The 15,237-nt window shown below is 72.3% G+C and carries 18 protein-coding genes and 1 pseudogene; 6 read left to right on the forward strand and 13 right to left on the reverse strand.

The window, feature by feature from the left end; genetic code table 11:
* The first annotated feature begins 51 nt into the window (after window positions 1-51).
* The 3 genes from hemB (at window position 52) to AB0469_RS38810 (ending at window position 2,003) form a co-directional block, all read left to right on the forward strand.
* Window positions 52-1,053: a porphobilinogen synthase gene (hemB, locus tag AB0469_RS38800; protein ID WP_366456328.1), complete on the forward strand. Its 1,002-nt coding sequence runs from the start codon at window positions 52-54 to the stop codon at window positions 1,051-1,053.
* Window positions 1,054-1,187: 134 nt separating this feature from the next.
* Complete coding sequence (locus tag AB0469_RS38805; protein WP_366456310.1) at window positions 1,188-1,673, forward strand: carboxymuconolactone decarboxylase family protein; 486 nt, start codon at window positions 1,188-1,190, stop codon at window positions 1,671-1,673.
* Between the two features lie 57 nt (window positions 1,674-1,730).
* A complete protein-coding gene (locus AB0469_RS38810) occupies window positions 1,731-2,003 on the forward strand; it encodes a DUF1876 domain-containing protein (protein WP_366456311.1) in 273 nt (90 codons plus the stop codon).
* Here the strand turns inward: AB0469_RS38810 and AB0469_RS38815 are convergent.
* Both AB0469_RS38815 and AB0469_RS38820 read right to left on the reverse strand, forming a co-directional pair.
* A complete protein-coding gene (locus AB0469_RS38815; RefSeq protein WP_366456312.1) occupies window positions 1,993-2,172 on the reverse strand; it encodes a DUF397 domain-containing protein in 180 nt (59 codons plus the stop codon). The two genes, AB0469_RS38810 and AB0469_RS38815, sit on opposite strands and share 11 nt — an antisense overlap.
* Complete coding sequence (locus AB0469_RS38820; protein WP_366456313.1) at window positions 2,169-2,993, reverse strand: helix-turn-helix transcriptional regulator; 825 nt, start codon at window positions 2,991-2,993, stop codon at window positions 2,169-2,171. The genes AB0469_RS38815 and AB0469_RS38820 overlap by 4 nt, the downstream gene beginning before the upstream one ends.
* Window positions 2,994-3,133: 140 nt before the next feature.
* Here AB0469_RS38820 and AB0469_RS38825 point away from each other — a divergent pair, with 140 nt between their 5' ends.
* Entirely contained in the window at window positions 3,134-3,601 is a 468-nt protein-coding gene (locus AB0469_RS38825; protein WP_366456314.1) for an ATP-binding protein, read from the forward strand.
* A 12-nt stretch (window positions 3,602-3,613) separates the two neighbouring features.
* A complete protein-coding gene (locus tag AB0469_RS38830) occupies window positions 3,614-4,063 on the forward strand; it encodes a hypothetical protein (protein WP_366456315.1) in 450 nt (149 codons plus the stop codon).
* A gap of 18 nt (window positions 4,064-4,081) precedes the next feature.
* Here AB0469_RS38830 and AB0469_RS38835 read toward each other — a convergent pair whose 3' ends face one another.
* From AB0469_RS38835 to argS, 10 genes are all read right to left on the reverse strand, one after another.
* A complete protein-coding gene (locus tag AB0469_RS38835) occupies window positions 4,082-4,879 on the reverse strand; it encodes a VOC family protein (RefSeq protein WP_366456329.1) in 798 nt (265 codons plus the stop codon).
* A 269-nt stretch (window positions 4,880-5,148) separates the two neighbouring features.
* Window positions 5,149-5,580: a hypothetical protein gene (locus AB0469_RS38840; RefSeq protein ID WP_366456316.1), complete on the reverse strand. Its 432-nt coding sequence runs from the start codon at window positions 5,578-5,580 to the stop codon at window positions 5,149-5,151.
* Window positions 5,577-6,098, reverse strand: a complete 522-nt coding sequence (locus AB0469_RS38845) for a sigma factor-like helix-turn-helix DNA-binding protein (RefSeq protein ID WP_366456317.1) — start codon at window positions 6,096-6,098, stop codon at window positions 5,577-5,579. The genes AB0469_RS38840 and AB0469_RS38845 overlap by 4 nt, the downstream gene beginning before the upstream one ends.
* Window positions 6,095-6,532 carry a DUF3995 domain-containing protein gene (locus AB0469_RS38850; RefSeq protein WP_366456318.1) on the reverse strand — a complete coding sequence of 146 codons (438 nt, stop codon included), beginning with the start codon at window positions 6,530-6,532 and terminating at the stop codon, window positions 6,095-6,097. Before AB0469_RS38850 ends, AB0469_RS38845 begins: the two co-directional genes overlap by 4 nt.
* A gap of 96 nt (window positions 6,533-6,628) precedes the next feature.
* Window positions 6,629-6,940, reverse strand: a complete 312-nt coding sequence (locus tag AB0469_RS38855) for a hypothetical protein (RefSeq protein WP_366456319.1) — start codon at window positions 6,938-6,940, stop codon at window positions 6,629-6,631.
* Window positions 6,941-6,960: 20 nt separating this feature from the next.
* Window positions 6,961-7,128: a hypothetical protein gene (locus AB0469_RS38860; RefSeq protein WP_366456320.1), complete on the reverse strand. Its 168-nt coding sequence runs from the start codon at window positions 7,126-7,128 to the stop codon at window positions 6,961-6,963.
* Window positions 7,125-7,427, reverse strand: a complete 303-nt coding sequence (locus tag AB0469_RS38865) for a hypothetical protein (protein ID WP_366456321.1) — start codon at window positions 7,425-7,427, stop codon at window positions 7,125-7,127. The genes AB0469_RS38860 and AB0469_RS38865 overlap by 4 nt, the downstream gene beginning before the upstream one ends.
* 48 nt (window positions 7,428-7,475) lie before the next feature.
* Window positions 7,476-8,018, reverse strand: coding sequence for a hypothetical protein (locus AB0469_RS38870; RefSeq protein WP_366456322.1), 543 nt, complete (start codon window positions 8,016-8,018; stop codon window positions 7,476-7,478).
* A gap of 72 nt (window positions 8,019-8,090) precedes the next feature.
* Entirely contained in the window at window positions 8,091-9,638 is a 1,548-nt protein-coding gene (locus tag AB0469_RS38875; RefSeq protein ID WP_366456323.1) for an alkaline phosphatase, read from the reverse strand.
* 863 nt (window positions 9,639-10,501) lie between these two features.
* Window positions 10,502-12,274: an arginine--tRNA ligase gene (gene argS, locus AB0469_RS38880; protein WP_366456324.1), complete on the reverse strand. Its 1,773-nt coding sequence runs from the start codon at window positions 12,272-12,274 to the stop codon at window positions 10,502-10,504.
* 189 nt (window positions 12,275-12,463) lie between these two features.
* On the opposite strand from argS, the gene lysS reads away from it, so the two are divergent.
* Window positions 12,464-14,203 (forward strand): lysine--tRNA ligase, encoded by a 1,740-nt coding sequence (gene lysS / locus AB0469_RS38885; RefSeq protein ID WP_366456325.1) that lies wholly within the window; start codon window positions 12,464-12,466, stop codon window positions 14,201-14,203.
* A gap of 113 nt (window positions 14,204-14,316) precedes the next feature.
* Here the strand turns inward: lysS and AB0469_RS38890 are convergent.
* Window positions 14,317-15,237 (reverse strand): annotated as a pseudogene (locus AB0469_RS38890) (hypothetical protein); the annotation flags it as partial.

The raw sequence follows: 15,237 nt of genomic DNA on the forward strand, positions 1-15,237 counted from the left end.
GGCCTAGGCTTGGGGCGACTGCTGTCGATGCTCGAAGAGGCGACCAAGAAGATGAGCGCGTACGGATCCTTCCCCGGCTCGCGGCCCCGCCGGCTGCGCACCACCCCGGCGATGCGGCGGATGGTCGCCGAGTACCGGCTGCACCCCTCGGACCTGATCCTGCCGGCGTTCGTCCGGGAGGGCATCAGCGAGCCCCTGCCGATCTCGGCGATGCCGGGCGTGGTCCAGCACACCCGGGACACGCTGCGGAAGGCCGCCGTGGAGGCGGTCGAGGCGGGCGTGGCGGGGATCATGCTCTTCGGCGTCCCGGCGGACGAGAACAAGGACGCGCTGGGCACGGCGGGCACCGAGCCGGACGGCATCCTCCAGCTGGCGATCCGCGACGTGAAGGCGGAGGTCGGCGACGACCTGGTGATCATGTCGGACCTGTGCCTGGACGAGTACACCGACCACGGCCACTGCGGGGTCCTGGACGAGAACGGCCGCGTGGACAACGACGCGACGCTGGAGCGGTACGCGGAGATGGCCCAGGTCCAGGCCGATGCGGGCGTCCACGTCGTGGGCCCCAGCGGCATGATGGACGGCCAGGTGGGTGTGATCCGCGACGCCCTGGACGAGACGGGCCACGAGGACGTGGCGGTCCTCGCCTACACCGCGAAGTACTCCTCCGCCTTCTACGGCCCCTTCCGCGAGGCCGTCGCCTCCTCCCTCCAGGGCGACCGCAAGACCTACCAGCAGGACCCGGCGAACGCCCGCGAGTCCCTGCGCGAGCTGGCGCTGGACCTGGAGGAGGGCGCCGACATGGTCATGGTCAAGCCCGCGGGCCCCTACCTGGACATCCTGCACCGGGTCGCCGAGGCCGTGGACGTGCCGGTGGCGGCGTACCAGATCAGCGGCGAGTACGCGATGGTCGAGGCGGCCGCGGAGAAGGGCTGGATCGAGCGCGACCGGGCGATCATGGAGACCCTCCTCGGCATCAAGCGGGCGGGCGCGGACACGATCCTCACGTACTGGGCGACCGAGGTCGCGGGCTGGCTGCGCAACGAGCGGTGACCTCCGGTGGTGGGGGCGGCCCGCGTGGCGGCCCCCGCCCCCGATCCTCTTCGCCCGGGCTGTCACGTTCGCCTCGCGGGAGGGGTCAGTGCAGTGAGAACACACGCTGACGCCACCGAGAGAAGAGGCCGACCATGTCCGAGACCCACCGCTCCCGCCTGTCCAACCCCGTCAGGACGCTGCCGGACCTCGGCGCGCTGACCGGGATGATGTTCAAGGTGATCGGCAACGGCACGGTCCCGCAGTCCACGATCTCGCTGGTGCACCTGCGGGCCGGGCAGATCGTCGCGAACACCTACCTGACGGCGATGCACACGGAGGCCCTGCGCGGTGCCGGGGAGAGCGAGCAGCGCATCACCGCCGTCTCCTCCTGGGCGGACGCCCTCTGCTTCACCCCGGCCGAGCGGGCGGCCCTCGCCCTGGTGGAGGCCGTGCTGACGGCTCCGCCGGCCGGCGCGGAGCGGGTGTCGGACGAGGTCTTCGCCGAGGCGGCGGCGCACTACGACGAGAAGGCCCTGACGACCCTGGTCCTCGCGATCAGCCAGGTCAACTTCTTCATCCCGCTCGCCCTCATCGGCAAGCCGCTCCCGGGCCGGTCCGCCTCCCAGCAGTGGACCTGATGCGCGGGCGCGCCGCCGGGTGCACCCTGGAATTCAGCGGGCACGGAGGTGATCGCCATGAAGGATGCCGTCGGATGGCATGTGGAGATGGAGTTCCAGGAAGACAACAAGCGCACGCGGGCGGCGGCCATGGTCCGGCTACCGGACGGGAACGAGGTCCGCGGGCACGGCTACGCGAGCCGTCACCCCAGTGACGGCAATCAGGCCCGGGTGGGTGAGGAGATCGCGGCGGCCCGCGCGCTGAACGACATAAAGGAGCAGCTGCTCAGCAAGGCCCACAACGAGATCGACGACGCGTCGGGACGCACGTCGTACCCGCTCACCCGCTGACCCAGCCGGTGAGCGCCGCCCAGCTGGCGGGACCGAGGTCGAGGACGGGACCGTCCTCGACCTTGGAGTCCCGGACGTGGATGGTGGTGGGGGTGGTGGCGACTTCGACGCAGGCGCCGCCCTCGCTGCCGCTGTAGCTGGACTTGAACCACGTGAGTTCGGTGCTCATAGCTCTCCTAGCAGGCGGTCCAACAGGCCCCGCGTCTGCTGTGTGTTGAGGGCCTGCGTCCGCAGCATCGCATACTTGCGCGCCAGGATGCTGACCTCGTCCTGGTCGGAGACGAGGTGGCTCCCTCGTTGGCCTTCGGTGTAGCCAACGTGCTGGTGGTTGTGGGTTTCCAGGAGGATGAAGGGGCCGTCGAGAGCCGCGTGCACGGGCTGGTCCAGAGGCAGAACCTGCACGGACATGTCCGGAAGTTCCGTGCAGGCGATCAGGTGCCGCAGCAGCTCCCGGTACACCTCCGGACCGCCGATGCGCTGGCGGACTACGGGCTCCCAGATGACGAAGCTCAAGGTCGGCGGCGTGGTGCGGCGCAGTATCTTCTGGCGGTCCAGCCGATCGGCTGTGAGCGCGTCGATCTTCTCCTCGCGGTAGGCGGGTACGCGGCACGCGAAGACGGCGCGGGCGTAGCACTCGGGCTGGAGCAGACCCGGAACGACCTGGTTGTCGTACCAGGACAGGGCGATGGCCCTTTTCTCCAGCTCCATGTACTCCAGTGCCCAGGCCGGGATCACGTCCACGTCGGGCATCTCATTGGCCGCGACCGTCAGTGTGCCCGGTAGGCCCAGGTGGAGGTCCAGGAGCTCGGCCACGTTCGGCATGAGCATGCGGCGGCCCTGCTCGATGGAGCCGATGCTCTCCTCGTCCATCGTGATCAGGTCAGCGAGCTGCTTCTGCGTCAGGTTCTTGGAGACCCTGGCGGCGGCTACCTGCCTGCCGACCATCTTCATGGTCGTGGCATTGGGCCGCGGGCGCTTCTTCGGTGGCATGGCGATGAACTCCCCGCCTTAGGACGTGGTTTATCCCCGGCGCGCCCGTACTCACCACAGAGTACGGGTCGGCTCTCTGTAGCAGCGTAGTCACGCCGCGCGACCATCGTCCGGTGAACCTAAATACTCAACCCGGGCTCATGCGCGAGCGGTTGTTCCCCCGGGCCTTCCGAACCGTCTCTTCCGCAAGGGTGTTCGCGCACGAGACGCTCGACGTGTGGGACGCCAAGGAACGGCGGGACGACGTCGTGCTCTGTGTCAGCGAGCTGGCGACCAACGCCCTGCGGTACGGGGTGCCGCGCGGGCGGTCGTACCGGGTGCGGCTGCTGAACTTCGACTGCTGCCTGCGCGTCGAGGTGCACGACAGCGGGCCCGGGCGGTCGCGGATGCTCGGCCGGCCGCCGGGGAACGGGCTGCGGATCGTGGAGGCCGTCTCCGACCAGTGGGGGGTGCTGCCCCGGTCGCCGGGGAAGGTCGTGTGGGCCGAGTTCCGCTCCGCCGGCTGTGGGCCCGTGCCGATCTCAGAGACGGCTTATCTCCTGCGCTCACCGCGCAATGCCCGGATCTTGAGAGAGTCCATCGCGGAACTGGACGTCGATCTGCCGTGACACGATCCGGTCGTGACGTGCGATGTGTGTGGGCGCGAGATGCGGCCGCGGCCGGTGAAGGAAGCGGTCGAGGCGTGGGAGCTGCCGGTGAAGGAGCGGTGGTTCTGTGCCTGGTGCTACGCGTGGACCGAGCTGGGCCACCATCCCGACGAGGTCTCGCGGCCGCAGTACCTGCCCGTGGACTTGCGGTGGGAGCGGGCGGATTCACCGCTGCTGTCCGAGGAGGTCTTCCATGCCTACGACAGCGCTTTCGCCTACACGGCCTCCGGGGCGACCCTGTGCGGGATCGGCCACGAGGGCCTCTCGCCCTCCGCGTACCCGTGGGTGTCGGAATCAGAGCGTGCCTGCGGCGCCTGCAAGGAGGTCGCTTCCGTCATCGACCGGCGCTGGCCGCCGCAGATGCGCGACGGCCGGCGCGAGAGCCCGACTCCTCCGTCGGGCTCTCCCTGGCCCCCTTTCTGAGGCGGCCGGCGGCGTCGGTCAGGCCGGCTGTTCCTGCATCGAGGCCGTGATGACGGAGAACGCGCCGCCCTGGGGGTCGGCCAGGACCGCCATGCGGCCCGCCGCCATGTCGAAGGCCGGGGCCAGGACCGTGCCCCCGGCGCGGACGGCGGCCGCCTGGACCTCGTCCACGTTGTCCGCGTGGAAGTACGGCTGCCAGTGCGGCGGCACGCCCGGCGGCAGCTGGCTCAGGTCCATCATCCCGCCCACCGCGCGGCCGTCGACCTGGAACTCGATGTACCCCTCGGCGCCGGGCATCTCGGAGCGGGCCGTGGTGACGGGCAGGATCGCGGAGTAGAACGCCGACGCCGCGGCCAGGTCGGGGGCGGTCAGCTCGTTCCAGATCAGCGCGCCGTGCTCGTTGACGATGCCCGCGCCGTCGAAGGTGCCGGGCTGCCACAGGCCGACGACCGCGCCCGCCGGGTCGGCGATCACGGCCATCCGGCCGAGGTCCATGACGTCCATCGGGCCCATCATGACCGTGCCGCCGGCGTCGGTGACGGACTTGACGGTGGAGTCGATGCTGTCGGTGGACAGGTACGTCGTCCACACCGTCGGAGGCAGCGGGTCGGGCACGGTCCCGTCCGGGTTCATCGCCTTCATGATCCCGGCGACCGGCTTGCCCTTGAGGGTGCAGACGGCGTAGCCGCCCGTCTCCGGCGGGCCCACCTCGCCCTGCCAGCCGAAGAGGTCGCAGTAGAAGTCGATGGCGGCCTGCTGGTCGGGGACCATCAGGTCGATCCAGCAGGGGGTGCCGGGCTTGTAGGGGCCGTTCATGTCGGGCACGGGGGTCTCCGGGGTCGGGCGAGGGGTTGGACGGGCCGTCCCCTACCCGGGCCTCCGGCGGTGAACCGGGCCGTCCGGGTGACGTTCCTTCCCGGGGCTGCGGGGGCTGCGGGGGCGCTGCGCGGAGCGTCTCCCCGCCCCGCCCCTTCTCCGTATCCCGGGGCTCCGTCCCGGACCCCGTTCCTGGGGGCTCCGCCCCCAGGCCCTCCCCCGGCTACCGCTGGGAGGGCCCCCGGGCGGGGCTGGATTTCGGCCGCCCCTCAGGGGGCCACGCGGGAGGTCAGGCGGGTGGCGGCGGCTTCGAGTTCCGAGGCCGTGCCGAAGGGGATCACCGCTGCGCGGGTGGGGACGCGGACTCCGCCCGTCAGGGCGATGCGGGTGCCGCCGGGGACCGGGACGGCGGCCAGGCCGACCAGGAGGAAGCGGCTCTGGAGCCAGCACCAGCCCGGGCGGCGGTAGCCGCGCAGGCGGGCGCGGAAGCCGTACTTGCTGCGGGCCAGGAGTTCGATCCGGTCGCCGTCGGAGCGGAGGAGGCGGGTGCGGCGGAGGTCGGGGAGGAAGTCGAGGGTGCACATGGCCGGCCAGACCTCTTCGAAGGGGGCCGGGAGGGTTCGTTCCACCACCTGCGCACCTCGTACGGCCGCCGCCATGACGCGCAGGCGCCGGATGTCGTCGATCTCGTGCGGCGTCATGCGGACCATGCCTTTCGGAAGCTGGAACGGGCCCGGTGGAGACGGGACTTGGCGGTACCGGGCGGGATGTCCAGGACGGCTGCGGCCGCTTCTTCGTCCAGGCCCTCGACGTCCCGCAGGACGAGCACCGCGCGGTGGGCGGGGGAGAGGCGGGCGAGGACGTCCTCGATGTCGGCGGCCAGGTGGGGGTCGCCCTTGGCCGGGACGTCCGTGAGGTCGGGGGAGGGGCGGCTGCGGGACGCCCGCTGGGCGGTGCGGACGGCCTCGCGGACCGCGATGGCCCGCACCCAGCCGTACAGGGCCTCGGGGTCGCGCAGCGTGCGCAGGGCGGTGAAGACGGCCAGGAGGGCTTCCTGGGCGGCATCGGGGCCGTCCGCGAGGGCGATGGGGGCGCAGATCCGGGTGACGTACGGGGTGAGGTGGTCGAGGAGGTCGTGCAGCGCGAGGGTGTTCCCGGCGCGGGCGGCGCGGGCGAGGGTGATGCCGCGCGTGCGGGCGGCCGGGGTCAGGGGGCTCATCTGGCGCGCGCCAGCCGTGCGGCCGCCCAGCCGAAGCCGAGGCAGGCGGGGGTGTAGAGGGTGAGGTTGAGGGTGTGGAAGGGGCTGTCGGGCGGGCTGGGCAGGAGCCCGGCGGCCCAGGCGAGGCCCGCGAGGCCCCGTACGGCCAGGCCCGCCGCCACCGCGCCGGTGACGGCCCGCGTCGCCCTCCCGCCGCGCCGGCGGGAGTGGGCGAGGACGGCGGCCCCGGCGGTGAGGGTGAGCGCGGCCAGCGGCAGGACGACGGGGGGCCCGAAGGACACCTCCGTGCCGAGGACGGCCAGGGACAGGGCCCGCTCGTCGGGGGCGGGCCAGGTGGCGCCGGTGGCCCAGTACAGGTGCGCCAGTCCGTCGGCCGCCAGGAGCGCGGCCAGCGCGGTCCCGGTCCTGCGGCGTGTGGTGTCGTCCGTGTGCATGGGTGGTCCCCTCGGTGTGCCGGTTGCCGACACATCGAGGAGGCGGCCGCCCCCGGGAACGTTCCCGTGACGTGCGTCACGTGGGTCGGTGGTGGTTCAGTGCAGGACGCGCTTGCCCGCCAGGAAGGCGGCGAGGTCGCCGACGGCGAGTACGCGGATCGACTCCGCCGCGCCGGGGAGGGCGTCCCGGTAGGCGGTGATGTCGCGCGGGTCGGAGGTGACGACGACGGCCTCCGGGTGCCGGGCGGCGATGACCACGGCCAGCGCGTCGACCGCGTCGGGGCGCTTCTCGGGAGGGATCGCGGCGTCGGCCAGGAGGCGGCCCGCGCGCTTGGCGCCGTCCTCGCAGTGGCCCGCCTGGCACACCCCGCAGGACGCCGGGGCCGAGGCGTGCACCCCGAAGACCACGCATTGTGGCACCGCCCGGGTCAGCGGCGTCCACCGGCCGGGTCGCCATGCCTGGGCCAGCACGGGCAGGGGGACGACCGGGGGGTGGCCCCGCTCGGTGAGGACCGGTGCAGCAGCCCCGCCGACCGGTCGCCGCGCTCCAGCGCGATCAGCATCCCGGTGTCGTACACGAAGACGGGGCTGCTCACGCGACGGAGTCCCGGGTGTCGGGGGCGAGCGCCTGGGCGATGCCCGCCCGTGCGGCCGCCAGTTCCTCGTCGTCGAAGCCGTCGTCCCGGCCGGCCGGTGCGGGCATGGCCTCGGTCGCCGCGATGTCGGCGTCGATCTCGGCGAAGCGCCGGGCGACGACCAGGTCCTCGTCGATCTGGCGGAGTACGGCCGCCGTGACGTAGGCGGAGACGTCGAGGCCCATGGCGTCGGCGTGCTCCTTGACCCTCGCGCGCAGCGCGGCGTCCATGCTGATGCTGAACCGCTCCTTGGGGGCCATGGCAGCTACGTAGCACGGCGTGTTACGGCCGGCGCGGCTTTGCGGCGACTACTCGTTGACCAGGACCGGGATCGACAGGACCGCCGCGGCCGGGGTGCCCGTGAGGCGGTCGGCGGGGACGGTGAAGTCGATGCCGTCGCCGGCCGCGCGGGGGCCCGTGTGGGGCTGTCCGGCGTGGCCCTCCTCGCCCTCCTCCTCGTAGCGGAAGGTGCCGGTGCCCAGGAGGCGGCCCTGCGCGTCGTAGTACGCGGCGGTGACCTCCAGGGCCAGGGTGTCGCTGACGTCCGAGCCGATGGCGATGTGGCCGGTGACGGACGGGGTCCCGGTGAGCTTGAGGTCCGTCAGCTTCACGCGGTCCGTGAACGGGCCCTGCTCGGTGCGGACCTCGCCCGCGGCGGGCGCCGGGGTGAGGACGGCGGCCGGGGCGGGCGCGCTGCGCGGCGCGGGCAGGGACACCGGGGCGGCGGCGGCCGGGGCCGCGTCCCCGGCGGCGGAGGGGGCTTCGGCGCCCGAGCAGCCGGTGGCCAGCGCGAGGAGGGCGGCCACGGCGGTGACGGCGGCGGCCGCGCGGGGGAGGTACGTCAGCGACATCGGGAGTGCTCCTGGGGGAAAGGCGACGGCCGGGGCCGGGGGAGTGCGCCCCCGGCCCCGGCCGACCGGGGATCAGTGCTGCTGCGGAGAGCGGCCGAACAGCGAGCGGTACAGCTTGCCGTACAGCTCGGTGTTGATCTGGCTCGTGGCGAAGACGTTGCTGCCCGGGCCGTAGGCGAAGATCGGCACGTCGGCACCGGTGTGGTTGCCGGACAGGTAGGTCAGCCACAGGCTGGCGTCGGGGCTGCCGTCCTTCACGCCCGCCGGGTCCTCCGGCGTGCGGAAGGTGGCCGGGCCGAAGTTCTTCGTGTCACCGGAGCCCGCGCCGTTCACGATGCCGCTGGAGCGGACCGGGTCCTTGGCGCCCGAGGAGGAGCGCGACGGGACGCTGTTGTTGGCGGTGTTGCCGGCGTCCGTGTTGGACGGCGGGGCGACGGCCTCGGCGTTGGTGTACGTGCCCTTCTCGATGATGTTGAAGCCGGCGCACTCGTGGTCCGCCGTGACGACCACGAGGGTGTGGCCGTCCTTCTTCGCGAACTCGTAGGCGGCCTTGACCGCGTCGTCGAAGGCCTTGACCTCGTCGAGGGTCTGCGCGGCGTCGTTCGCGTGCGAGCGCTTGTCGATCTGGGCGCCCTCGACCTGGAGGTAGAAGCCCTTCTTCGACTTGCTGCGGTCGTACGACCCGCCCTTGCTGCGGTCGGTCAGGAGCTGGATCGACTTGCGGGTCATGTCCGCGAGCGTCGGCTCCTGCTTCTGCGGGGCGTCGGCCGGCAGGGCCGCCTTGTTGTGCTCCACGGTCAGGTTGCCGCGGTTGAACAGGCCGATGACCTTCTTGCCGTTGGCCTTGTCCAGGTCGGACTTGGTGGCGACCTTCTGGCTGGCGGCCGTCTGCGCGGGCAGCTTCGGGTCGCCGAAGTTGCCGAGGACCTGGTAGCCCTGCGCCTGGAGGGCCTTCTGGTCGTCCGGCTCGAAGCGGGCCAGGCCGCCGCCGAGGATGACGTCGGCGGTGCCGTTGCGGGCGATCTGCTCGGCGATCGGGGTGATCAGCGTCTTGTCCGCCGGGGCTGCCTCGTAGCTGCCGTCGTCCTTCTTGGGGAGGCAGGCGGCGTCCGAGTAGGTCGGGCCCTGGCAGCCGCGCAGCAGTGCGTGGCTGAACTGGGCGGCCGGGGTGGCGTCGGTGATCTCGGCGGTGGAGACGTTGCCCGTGGCGAAGCCGGCCGCGTGGGCCTGCTCCATCAGGGTGGCGACCTTCTTCTCGTACGCGTCCACGCCGATGGCCGCGTTGTAGGTCTTCACGCCGGAGCCCCAGGCGGTGGCGGAGCTGGCCGAGTCGGTGACCAGGGCCGGCGTCGCGCTGTTCTTCTCGACGGCGTAGGTGGCGACCGCGCCCGTGGCGGGGAGGGTCTCCATGGTGAGCTTGCCGCCGGCCCCCATGAAGCGGTCGCGCGCGGCGGTCACGTGGGTGCGGCCCATTCCGTCACCGAGCAGGTAGATGACGTTCCTGATGTCCTGGCGCGAGTCGCTCTGCTGGGGCGCGGAGTTCGCGGTGACGGCGGTGCCGGCGGCCACGGCGCTGGCGATGGCCAGGACGGTGAGCGTCTTCAACGGTCTGCGGCGCATGTGCGGGAGATTCCCCTCGGGTGTTCGGCACGGTCGCGCCGAACGTAGGGGGGCCGTGTGAACGGGATGTGATCGCGCGGTAGTGCCCGGCCGAACGGGGAGGGCATGACAGGACACCGTCACGGACCGGCCATTGCCAGAAGATCTCCTCGACCACGATCTGAGGCTCGGCCACGCGGGGCAGGAAGGTGAACCGGATCCATCCGCGGTCGCTGTCGAAGTATGCGATGTGCGGGCCCCGGGGGGGACGGTGGACCGCGCCGGTTCGATGTTCTCCCCGCGGTACGGGCGGCGCACGGTCAGCAGCTCGAAGAGGGCCTCCCGGCAAGCTTCCCGCGCCTCGTCGGGCAGGCTGATCCGGTACTTCCCGGCGTCCTGGGTGTAGTCCACGGCCCACGGCGGCCCGGTGAACTCCTCGCTCACTCGCCCGGCTCCAGGGCGCGCAGCCGGTGGCGGATGCGGGAAGCCGCGTCGAGGAGGCCGCGGGCGGCGTCGGCGTCCGCAGCCTCGGCGGCCCGTGCCTCCAGGCCAGCCACGTGCCGGTCGAGCTCCGGGTCGCGGGCGAGGGCGTAATCGCCCCACCAGCGGGCCGTGAACGCCGGGACGGGACCGATGTCGTAGGCGTCGCAGATCTGACGTCGCCCAGGCGGAGTCGAAGTCCGGGAGCAGAGCCGGGGCGTGAGCGGCTATGGCGGCGCGCAGGGCCTTCGGCGTGTACTCCGGCATCGGCGGTACGGATCCACCCGGCGCATGCGTCGCGGTCGTCGTTCCCGGCTCCTCGTCGGATCGGACGCCTCCCACGACAGAACGCGACGACCCCCGGCGCGGGGTGGTTGCGCCGGGGGCCGTCGTGGGGTGGTGCGTCAGAGCTTCTCGGGGGTGCGGATGCCCAGGAGGGACATGCCCTTGCTCAGGGTGCGGGCGGTCAGCTCGCACAGGAACAGGCGGTTCTCGGCGACGACGAGCTCCGGCTCCGGCTTGATGACCGGGCACTGGTCGTAGAACGTCGTGAACAGCGAGGACAGCTGGTACAGGTACGCCGCCACCTTGTGCGGCGCGTACTCCTCCGCCGCCTCCGCGACCAGCGTGCCGAACCCGTCCAGGTGCAGGCCCAGCGCGCGCTCGGCCGGGGCCAGTTCCAGCTCCGGGTGTGCGGCCGGCTGCCGCTCGCCCGCCTTGCGCAGGATGGAGCGGATACGGGCGTACGCGTACTGGAGGTAGACGGAGGTGTCGCCGTTCAGCGAGACCATCTGGTCCAGGTCGAACTTGTAGTCGCGGGACGCGGACGTCGACAGGTCGGCGTACTTCACCGCGCCGATGCCCACGTACTGGCCGTTCTCGACGATCTCCGCCTCGGTCAGGCCCACCTTCTCGGCCTTCTCGCGCACGACGGACGTCGCCCGCTCCACCGCCTCGTCCAGCAGGTCGACCAGCCGGACCGTCTCGCCCTCACGGGTCTTGAACGGCTTGCCGTCCTTGCCCAGGACCGTGCCGAAGGCCAGCTGCACGGCCTTGACCTCGTCGTTCAGCCAGCCGGCGCGGCGGGCCGTCTCGAAGACCATCTTGAAGTGCAGGCCCTGGCGGGCGTCCACCACGTAGATGAGCGTGTCCGCCTTCAGGTTGCCCACGCGGTCGCGGATCGCCGACAGGTCGGTCGCGGCGTAGCCGAAGCCGCCGTCCGACTTCTGGACGATCAGCGGCGTCGGGTTGCCGTCCGGGCCCTTGTACTCGTCGAAGAACACGCACAGCGCGCCGTTGGAGCGGACGGCCACGCCCGAGTCCTCCAGCAGCTTGCAGGTCTCCGCCAGCATGTCGTTGTAGCCGGATTCGCCGACCACGTCCGGGTCCTGGATGTCCATGTCCAGCTTGTTGAAGACCGAGTAGAAGTAGATCTTCGACTCGTCCACGAACCGCTGCCAGAGGGCGAGGGTCTCCTCGTCACCCGCCTGGAGGTCCACCACCCGCGCCCGGGCCCGCGTCTTGAACTCCTCGTCGGAGTCGAAGAGCGCGCGCGAGGCCTTGTACAGGCGGTTGAGGTTGGACATGGCCTCCTCGCCGGACGCCTCGCCCTCCCCGCCCTTGTGGTCCAGCTCGTGCGGGTGCTCCAGCAGGTACTGGATCAGCATGCCGAACTGGGTGCCCCAGTCGCCGATGTGGTGGCGGCGGACCACCTTCTCGCCCGTGAACTCCAGGATCTCCACCATCGCCGCGCCGATCACGGCCGAGCGCAGGTGGCCGACGTGCATCTCCTTGGCCACGTTCGGCTGCGCGTAGTCGATCACCGTGGTGCCGGCCGACGGGGACAGCGGCACGCCGAGCCGGTCGTCGGCGGCGCGCGCCGCGAGCGTGCGGACGATCGCCTCGTCCGAGACGGTGATGTTCAGGAAGCCGGGGCCCGAGACCTCGATCTCCTTGATCAGGTCACCCGTGGGGATGGCCTCGACCACGGTCGTCGCCAGCTCGCGCGGGTTGGCCTTGGCCTTCTTCGCGAGCGCCAGGATGCCGTTGGCCTGGAAGTCGGCCCGGTCGCTTCGTCGCAGCAGCGGGTCGGCCGCACCGGCCTCCGGCAGGGCGGAGGCGAGGGCGTCCGAGACGCGCTGTTCGACGGAGGAAGCGAGGGAAGGGACCGAGGCCATGAGCTGCCGTTCCTGTGAGGTTGTGCCCGAGTGGGTCTTGGGCGTTCCGACAAGTGCCGAGTATCCCACGCGGGGGGCGCCCGGTTCTCGGCATATCCGCGGCGTATCACCAGACGGAAGCAACCCCGGAGCGTCCCCTTCCGTCTGGGAGAATGGCCGAAGCCAGCATTCGAGATAGAAGGACGTGTCGTGGCTCAGAGCGCGCAGAGCACCACAGAGACCGACTGGGTCTCCCGTTTCGCGGACGAGGTCATCGCCGAGGCGGAGCGCCGAGCCCCGGGCAAAACCATCGTCGTCGCGTCCGGCCTCTCCCCGTCGGGCCCGATCCACCTGGGCAACCTGCGCGAGGTCATGACCCCGCACCTGGTCGCGGACGAGATCCGCCGCCGGGGCCACGAGGTCCGCCACCTCATCTCCTGGGACGACTACGACCGCTACCGCAAGGTCCCGAAGGGCATCCCCGGTGTCACCGAGGAGTCCCACGCCCAGCACATCGGCCGTCCGCTGACCTCCGTGCCCGCCCCCGAGGGCTCCTCGTACCCGAACTGGGCCGAGCACTTCAAGGCCGCCATGGTCGCCTCCCTGGCCGAGCTGGGCGTCGAGTACGACCCCATCAGCCAGACCGAGCAGTACACCTCCGGCGCCTACCGCGACCAGGTCCTGTTCGCGATGAAGCACCGCGGCGACATCGACGCCGTCCTCGACCAGTACCGCACCAAGCAGAAGCCGGGCGGCAAGAAGCCCCAGCAGAAGCCCCTCGACGAGGCCGAGATCGAGGCCGCCGAGGGCTCCGGCGCCGCCAACGAGGACGACGGCAGCGCCGAGGGCGCCGAGTACTTCCCGTACAAGCCGTACTGCGGCGTGTGCAACAAGGACTTCACCAAGGTCACCGCGTACGACGACGAGACCACCGAACTGACCTACGTCTGCACCGAGGACCAGTTCACCGAGACCGTCAAGCTGTCGGAGTTCAACCGCGGCAAGCTGGTCTGGAAGGTCGACTGGCCGATGCGCTGGGCCTACGAGGGCGTCGTCTTCGAGCCCTCGGGCGTGGACCACTCCTCGCCGGGTTCGTCGTTCCAGGTCGGCGGCCAGATCGTCGGCCTCTTCGGCGGCGAGCAGCCCATCGGCCCGATGTACGCCTTCGTCGGCATCAGCGGCATGGCCAAGATGTCCTCCAGCAAGGGCGGGGTCCCGACCCCGGCCGACGCGCTGAAGATCATGGAGCCGCAGCTGCTGCGCTGGCTGTACGCGCGCCGCCGCCCCAACCAGTCCTTCAAGATCGCCTTCGACCAGGAGATCCAGCGGCTGTACGACGAGTGGGACAAGCTGGAGGGCAAGGTCGCCGACGGCTCCGTGCTGCCGGCCGACGCCGCCGCCCACGCCCGCGCCGTCCGCGTGGCCTCGCACGAGCTGCCCCGCACCCCGCGCCCGATGCCGTACCGCACCCTCGCGTCGGTCGTCGACATCACCGCCGGACACGACGAGCAGACCCTGCGCATCCTGTCCGACCTGGACCCGTCGCAGCCGCTGACCTCCCTGGAGGACGTCCGCCCGCGCCTGGACCGCGCCGAGAACTGGATCACCACCCAGGTCCCGGCCGACCAGCGCACCCTCGTCCGCGAGGAGCCCGACGCCGAGCTGCTCGGATCCCTCGACGAGGAGGCGCGCCGCTCGCTGGCCATGCTGCTGGAGGGCCTCGACACCCACTGGTCGCTGGACGGGCTCACCACCCTCGTCTACGGCGTCCCGAAGGTCATGGCCGGCCTGGAGCCCGACGCCAAGCCCACGCCCGAGCTGAAGGTCGCCCAGCGCGAGTTCTTCGCCCTGCTCTACCGCCTGCTCGTCACCCGCGAGACCGGCCCCCGCCTGCCCACGCTGCTGCTCGCGGTCGGGGCGGACCGGGTGCGGGGGCTCCTCGCGGCCTGAACGCCCCCGGCCGTCTGACGCGACGGCCAAACGGAAGGGCCCGCACCCCCGGCGAACCGGGGGTGCGGGCCCTTCCGCGTGCGCGGGGGCGTAGCCCTGAGTGACGGGGCGGCTCAGGAGATGAACTTGTTCTCCAGGCCGCGCTGGTAGCGCTGCTTCAGGGTCGGCATCATGGCGTCGATCACCGAGACGCTGTCCGGGTGGGAGAACCCGTAGTCCGCGGCGAGGGCCTGGTCCAGCTGCTGGGCGCTGGGGTGGCCGCCGTTCGCCTCCACGTGGGCGTGGTACGCCTCGTACGCCGCTTCCTCGAACTTCTCCTGGTCGAGCGCGTCGTGCGCCTCGTCGGGCTCACCCGCGCCGGCCGCCGCGGGGCCCTCGGAGCCCTCCGGGAACCCGGCACGGGGGGCCGCGGAAGGCCGCCCCTGCGGGCCGGCCTCCGGCGCCCCGTCCCCGGCCTCACGGGCGTAGCCGCCCCCGTACTGCGCCTGCGGGGCCATCGGCCCGGCGAACCAGGCGCTGTCGTGGGGGGCGGGCATGGCCTCGGGGGCCACCGCGAAGGGGGCCGGAGCCTGCGCGAGCTTCGCCTGGCCCCGTCGGGCCGCGGCCCGGTCCAGGCCCTCCCACTGCTTCGACTCGTCGGGAGCCCCGGGACCCTCCGGGCCCTCGGGGTCTTCCGGCCCCTGCGGCCCCTGCGGCCCCTGCGGGCGCCGGGGCTCGGGCAGCTCCGGCGGCGCGGCCGGTTCCGCCGCCGCGGGCAGGGGCGTCCCGGCCTCCGGGGCCGCCGCCAGGGCCGGCGCGGACGGGCCCGCCTGGGCCGGCACCGCCGCGGCCGCGGCGGCCGCCGGGACCGCCCGCGCCGCCCGGCCCGCCGGAGGCAGCAGCACCGGGTCGATCCCCGCCGCCGCCAGCCCCTCCGGAGCCGTCTGCGCCAGCGGCACGCCGATCCGGGCCAGCCTCAGCGGCATCAGCGCCTCCACCGGTGCCTTGCGCCGCCACGCCCGCCCGTACCGGGCCTGGAGCCGCGCCTGGTAGAT

It is taken from the genome of Streptomyces sp. NPDC093801 (genome assembly GCF_040701585.1).
Lineage (GTDB): Bacteria > Actinomycetota > Actinomycetes > Streptomycetales > Streptomycetaceae > Streptomyces.

What these genes read in the sequence shown, in the direction of transcription:
- hemB (WP_366456328.1), top strand. Translation starts at nt 52, where the DNA reads ATGAGCGCGTACGGATCCTTCCCCGGCTCGCGGCCCCGCCGGCTGCGC.
- AB0469_RS38805 (WP_366456310.1), top strand. Translation starts at nt 1,188, where the DNA reads ATGTCCGAGACCCACCGCTCCCGCCTGTCCAACCCCGTCAGGACGCTG.
- AB0469_RS38810 (WP_366456311.1), top strand. Translation starts at nt 1,731, where the DNA reads ATGAAGGATGCCGTCGGATGGCATGTGGAGATGGAGTTCCAGGAAGAC.
- AB0469_RS38815 (WP_366456312.1), bottom strand. Translation starts at nt 2,172, where the DNA reads ATGAGCACCGAACTCACGTGGTTCAAGTCCAGCTACAGCGGCAGCGAG.
- AB0469_RS38820 (WP_366456313.1), bottom strand. Translation starts at nt 2,993, where the DNA reads ATGCCACCGAAGAAGCGCCCGCGGCCCAATGCCACGACCATGAAGATG.
- AB0469_RS38825 (WP_366456314.1), top strand. Translation starts at nt 3,134, where the DNA reads ATGCGCGAGCGGTTGTTCCCCCGGGCCTTCCGAACCGTCTCTTCCGCA.
- AB0469_RS38835 (WP_366456329.1), bottom strand. Translation starts at nt 4,879, where the DNA reads ATGAACGGCCCCTACAAGCCCGGCACCCCCTGCTGGATCGACCTGATG.
- AB0469_RS38840 (WP_366456316.1), bottom strand. Translation starts at nt 5,580, where the DNA reads ATGACGCCGCACGAGATCGACGACATCCGGCGCCTGCGCGTCATGGCG.
- AB0469_RS38845 (WP_366456317.1), bottom strand. Translation starts at nt 6,098, where the DNA reads ATGAGCCCCCTGACCCCGGCCGCCCGCACGCGCGGCATCACCCTCGCC.
- AB0469_RS38850 (WP_366456318.1), bottom strand. Translation starts at nt 6,532, where the DNA reads ATGCACACGGACGACACCACACGCCGCAGGACCGGGACCGCGCTGGCC.
- AB0469_RS38865 (WP_366456321.1), bottom strand. Translation starts at nt 7,427, where the DNA reads ATGGCCCCCAAGGAGCGGTTCAGCATCAGCATGGACGCCGCGCTGCGC.
- AB0469_RS38870 (WP_366456322.1), bottom strand. Translation starts at nt 8,018, where the DNA reads ATGTCGCTGACGTACCTCCCCCGCGCGGCCGCCGCCGTCACCGCCGTG.
- AB0469_RS38875 (WP_366456323.1), bottom strand. Translation starts at nt 9,638, where the DNA reads ATGCGCCGCAGACCGTTGAAGACGCTCACCGTCCTGGCCATCGCCAGC.
- argS (WP_366456324.1), bottom strand. Translation starts at nt 12,274, where the DNA reads ATGGCCTCGGTCCCTTCCCTCGCTTCCTCCGTCGAACAGCGCGTCTCG.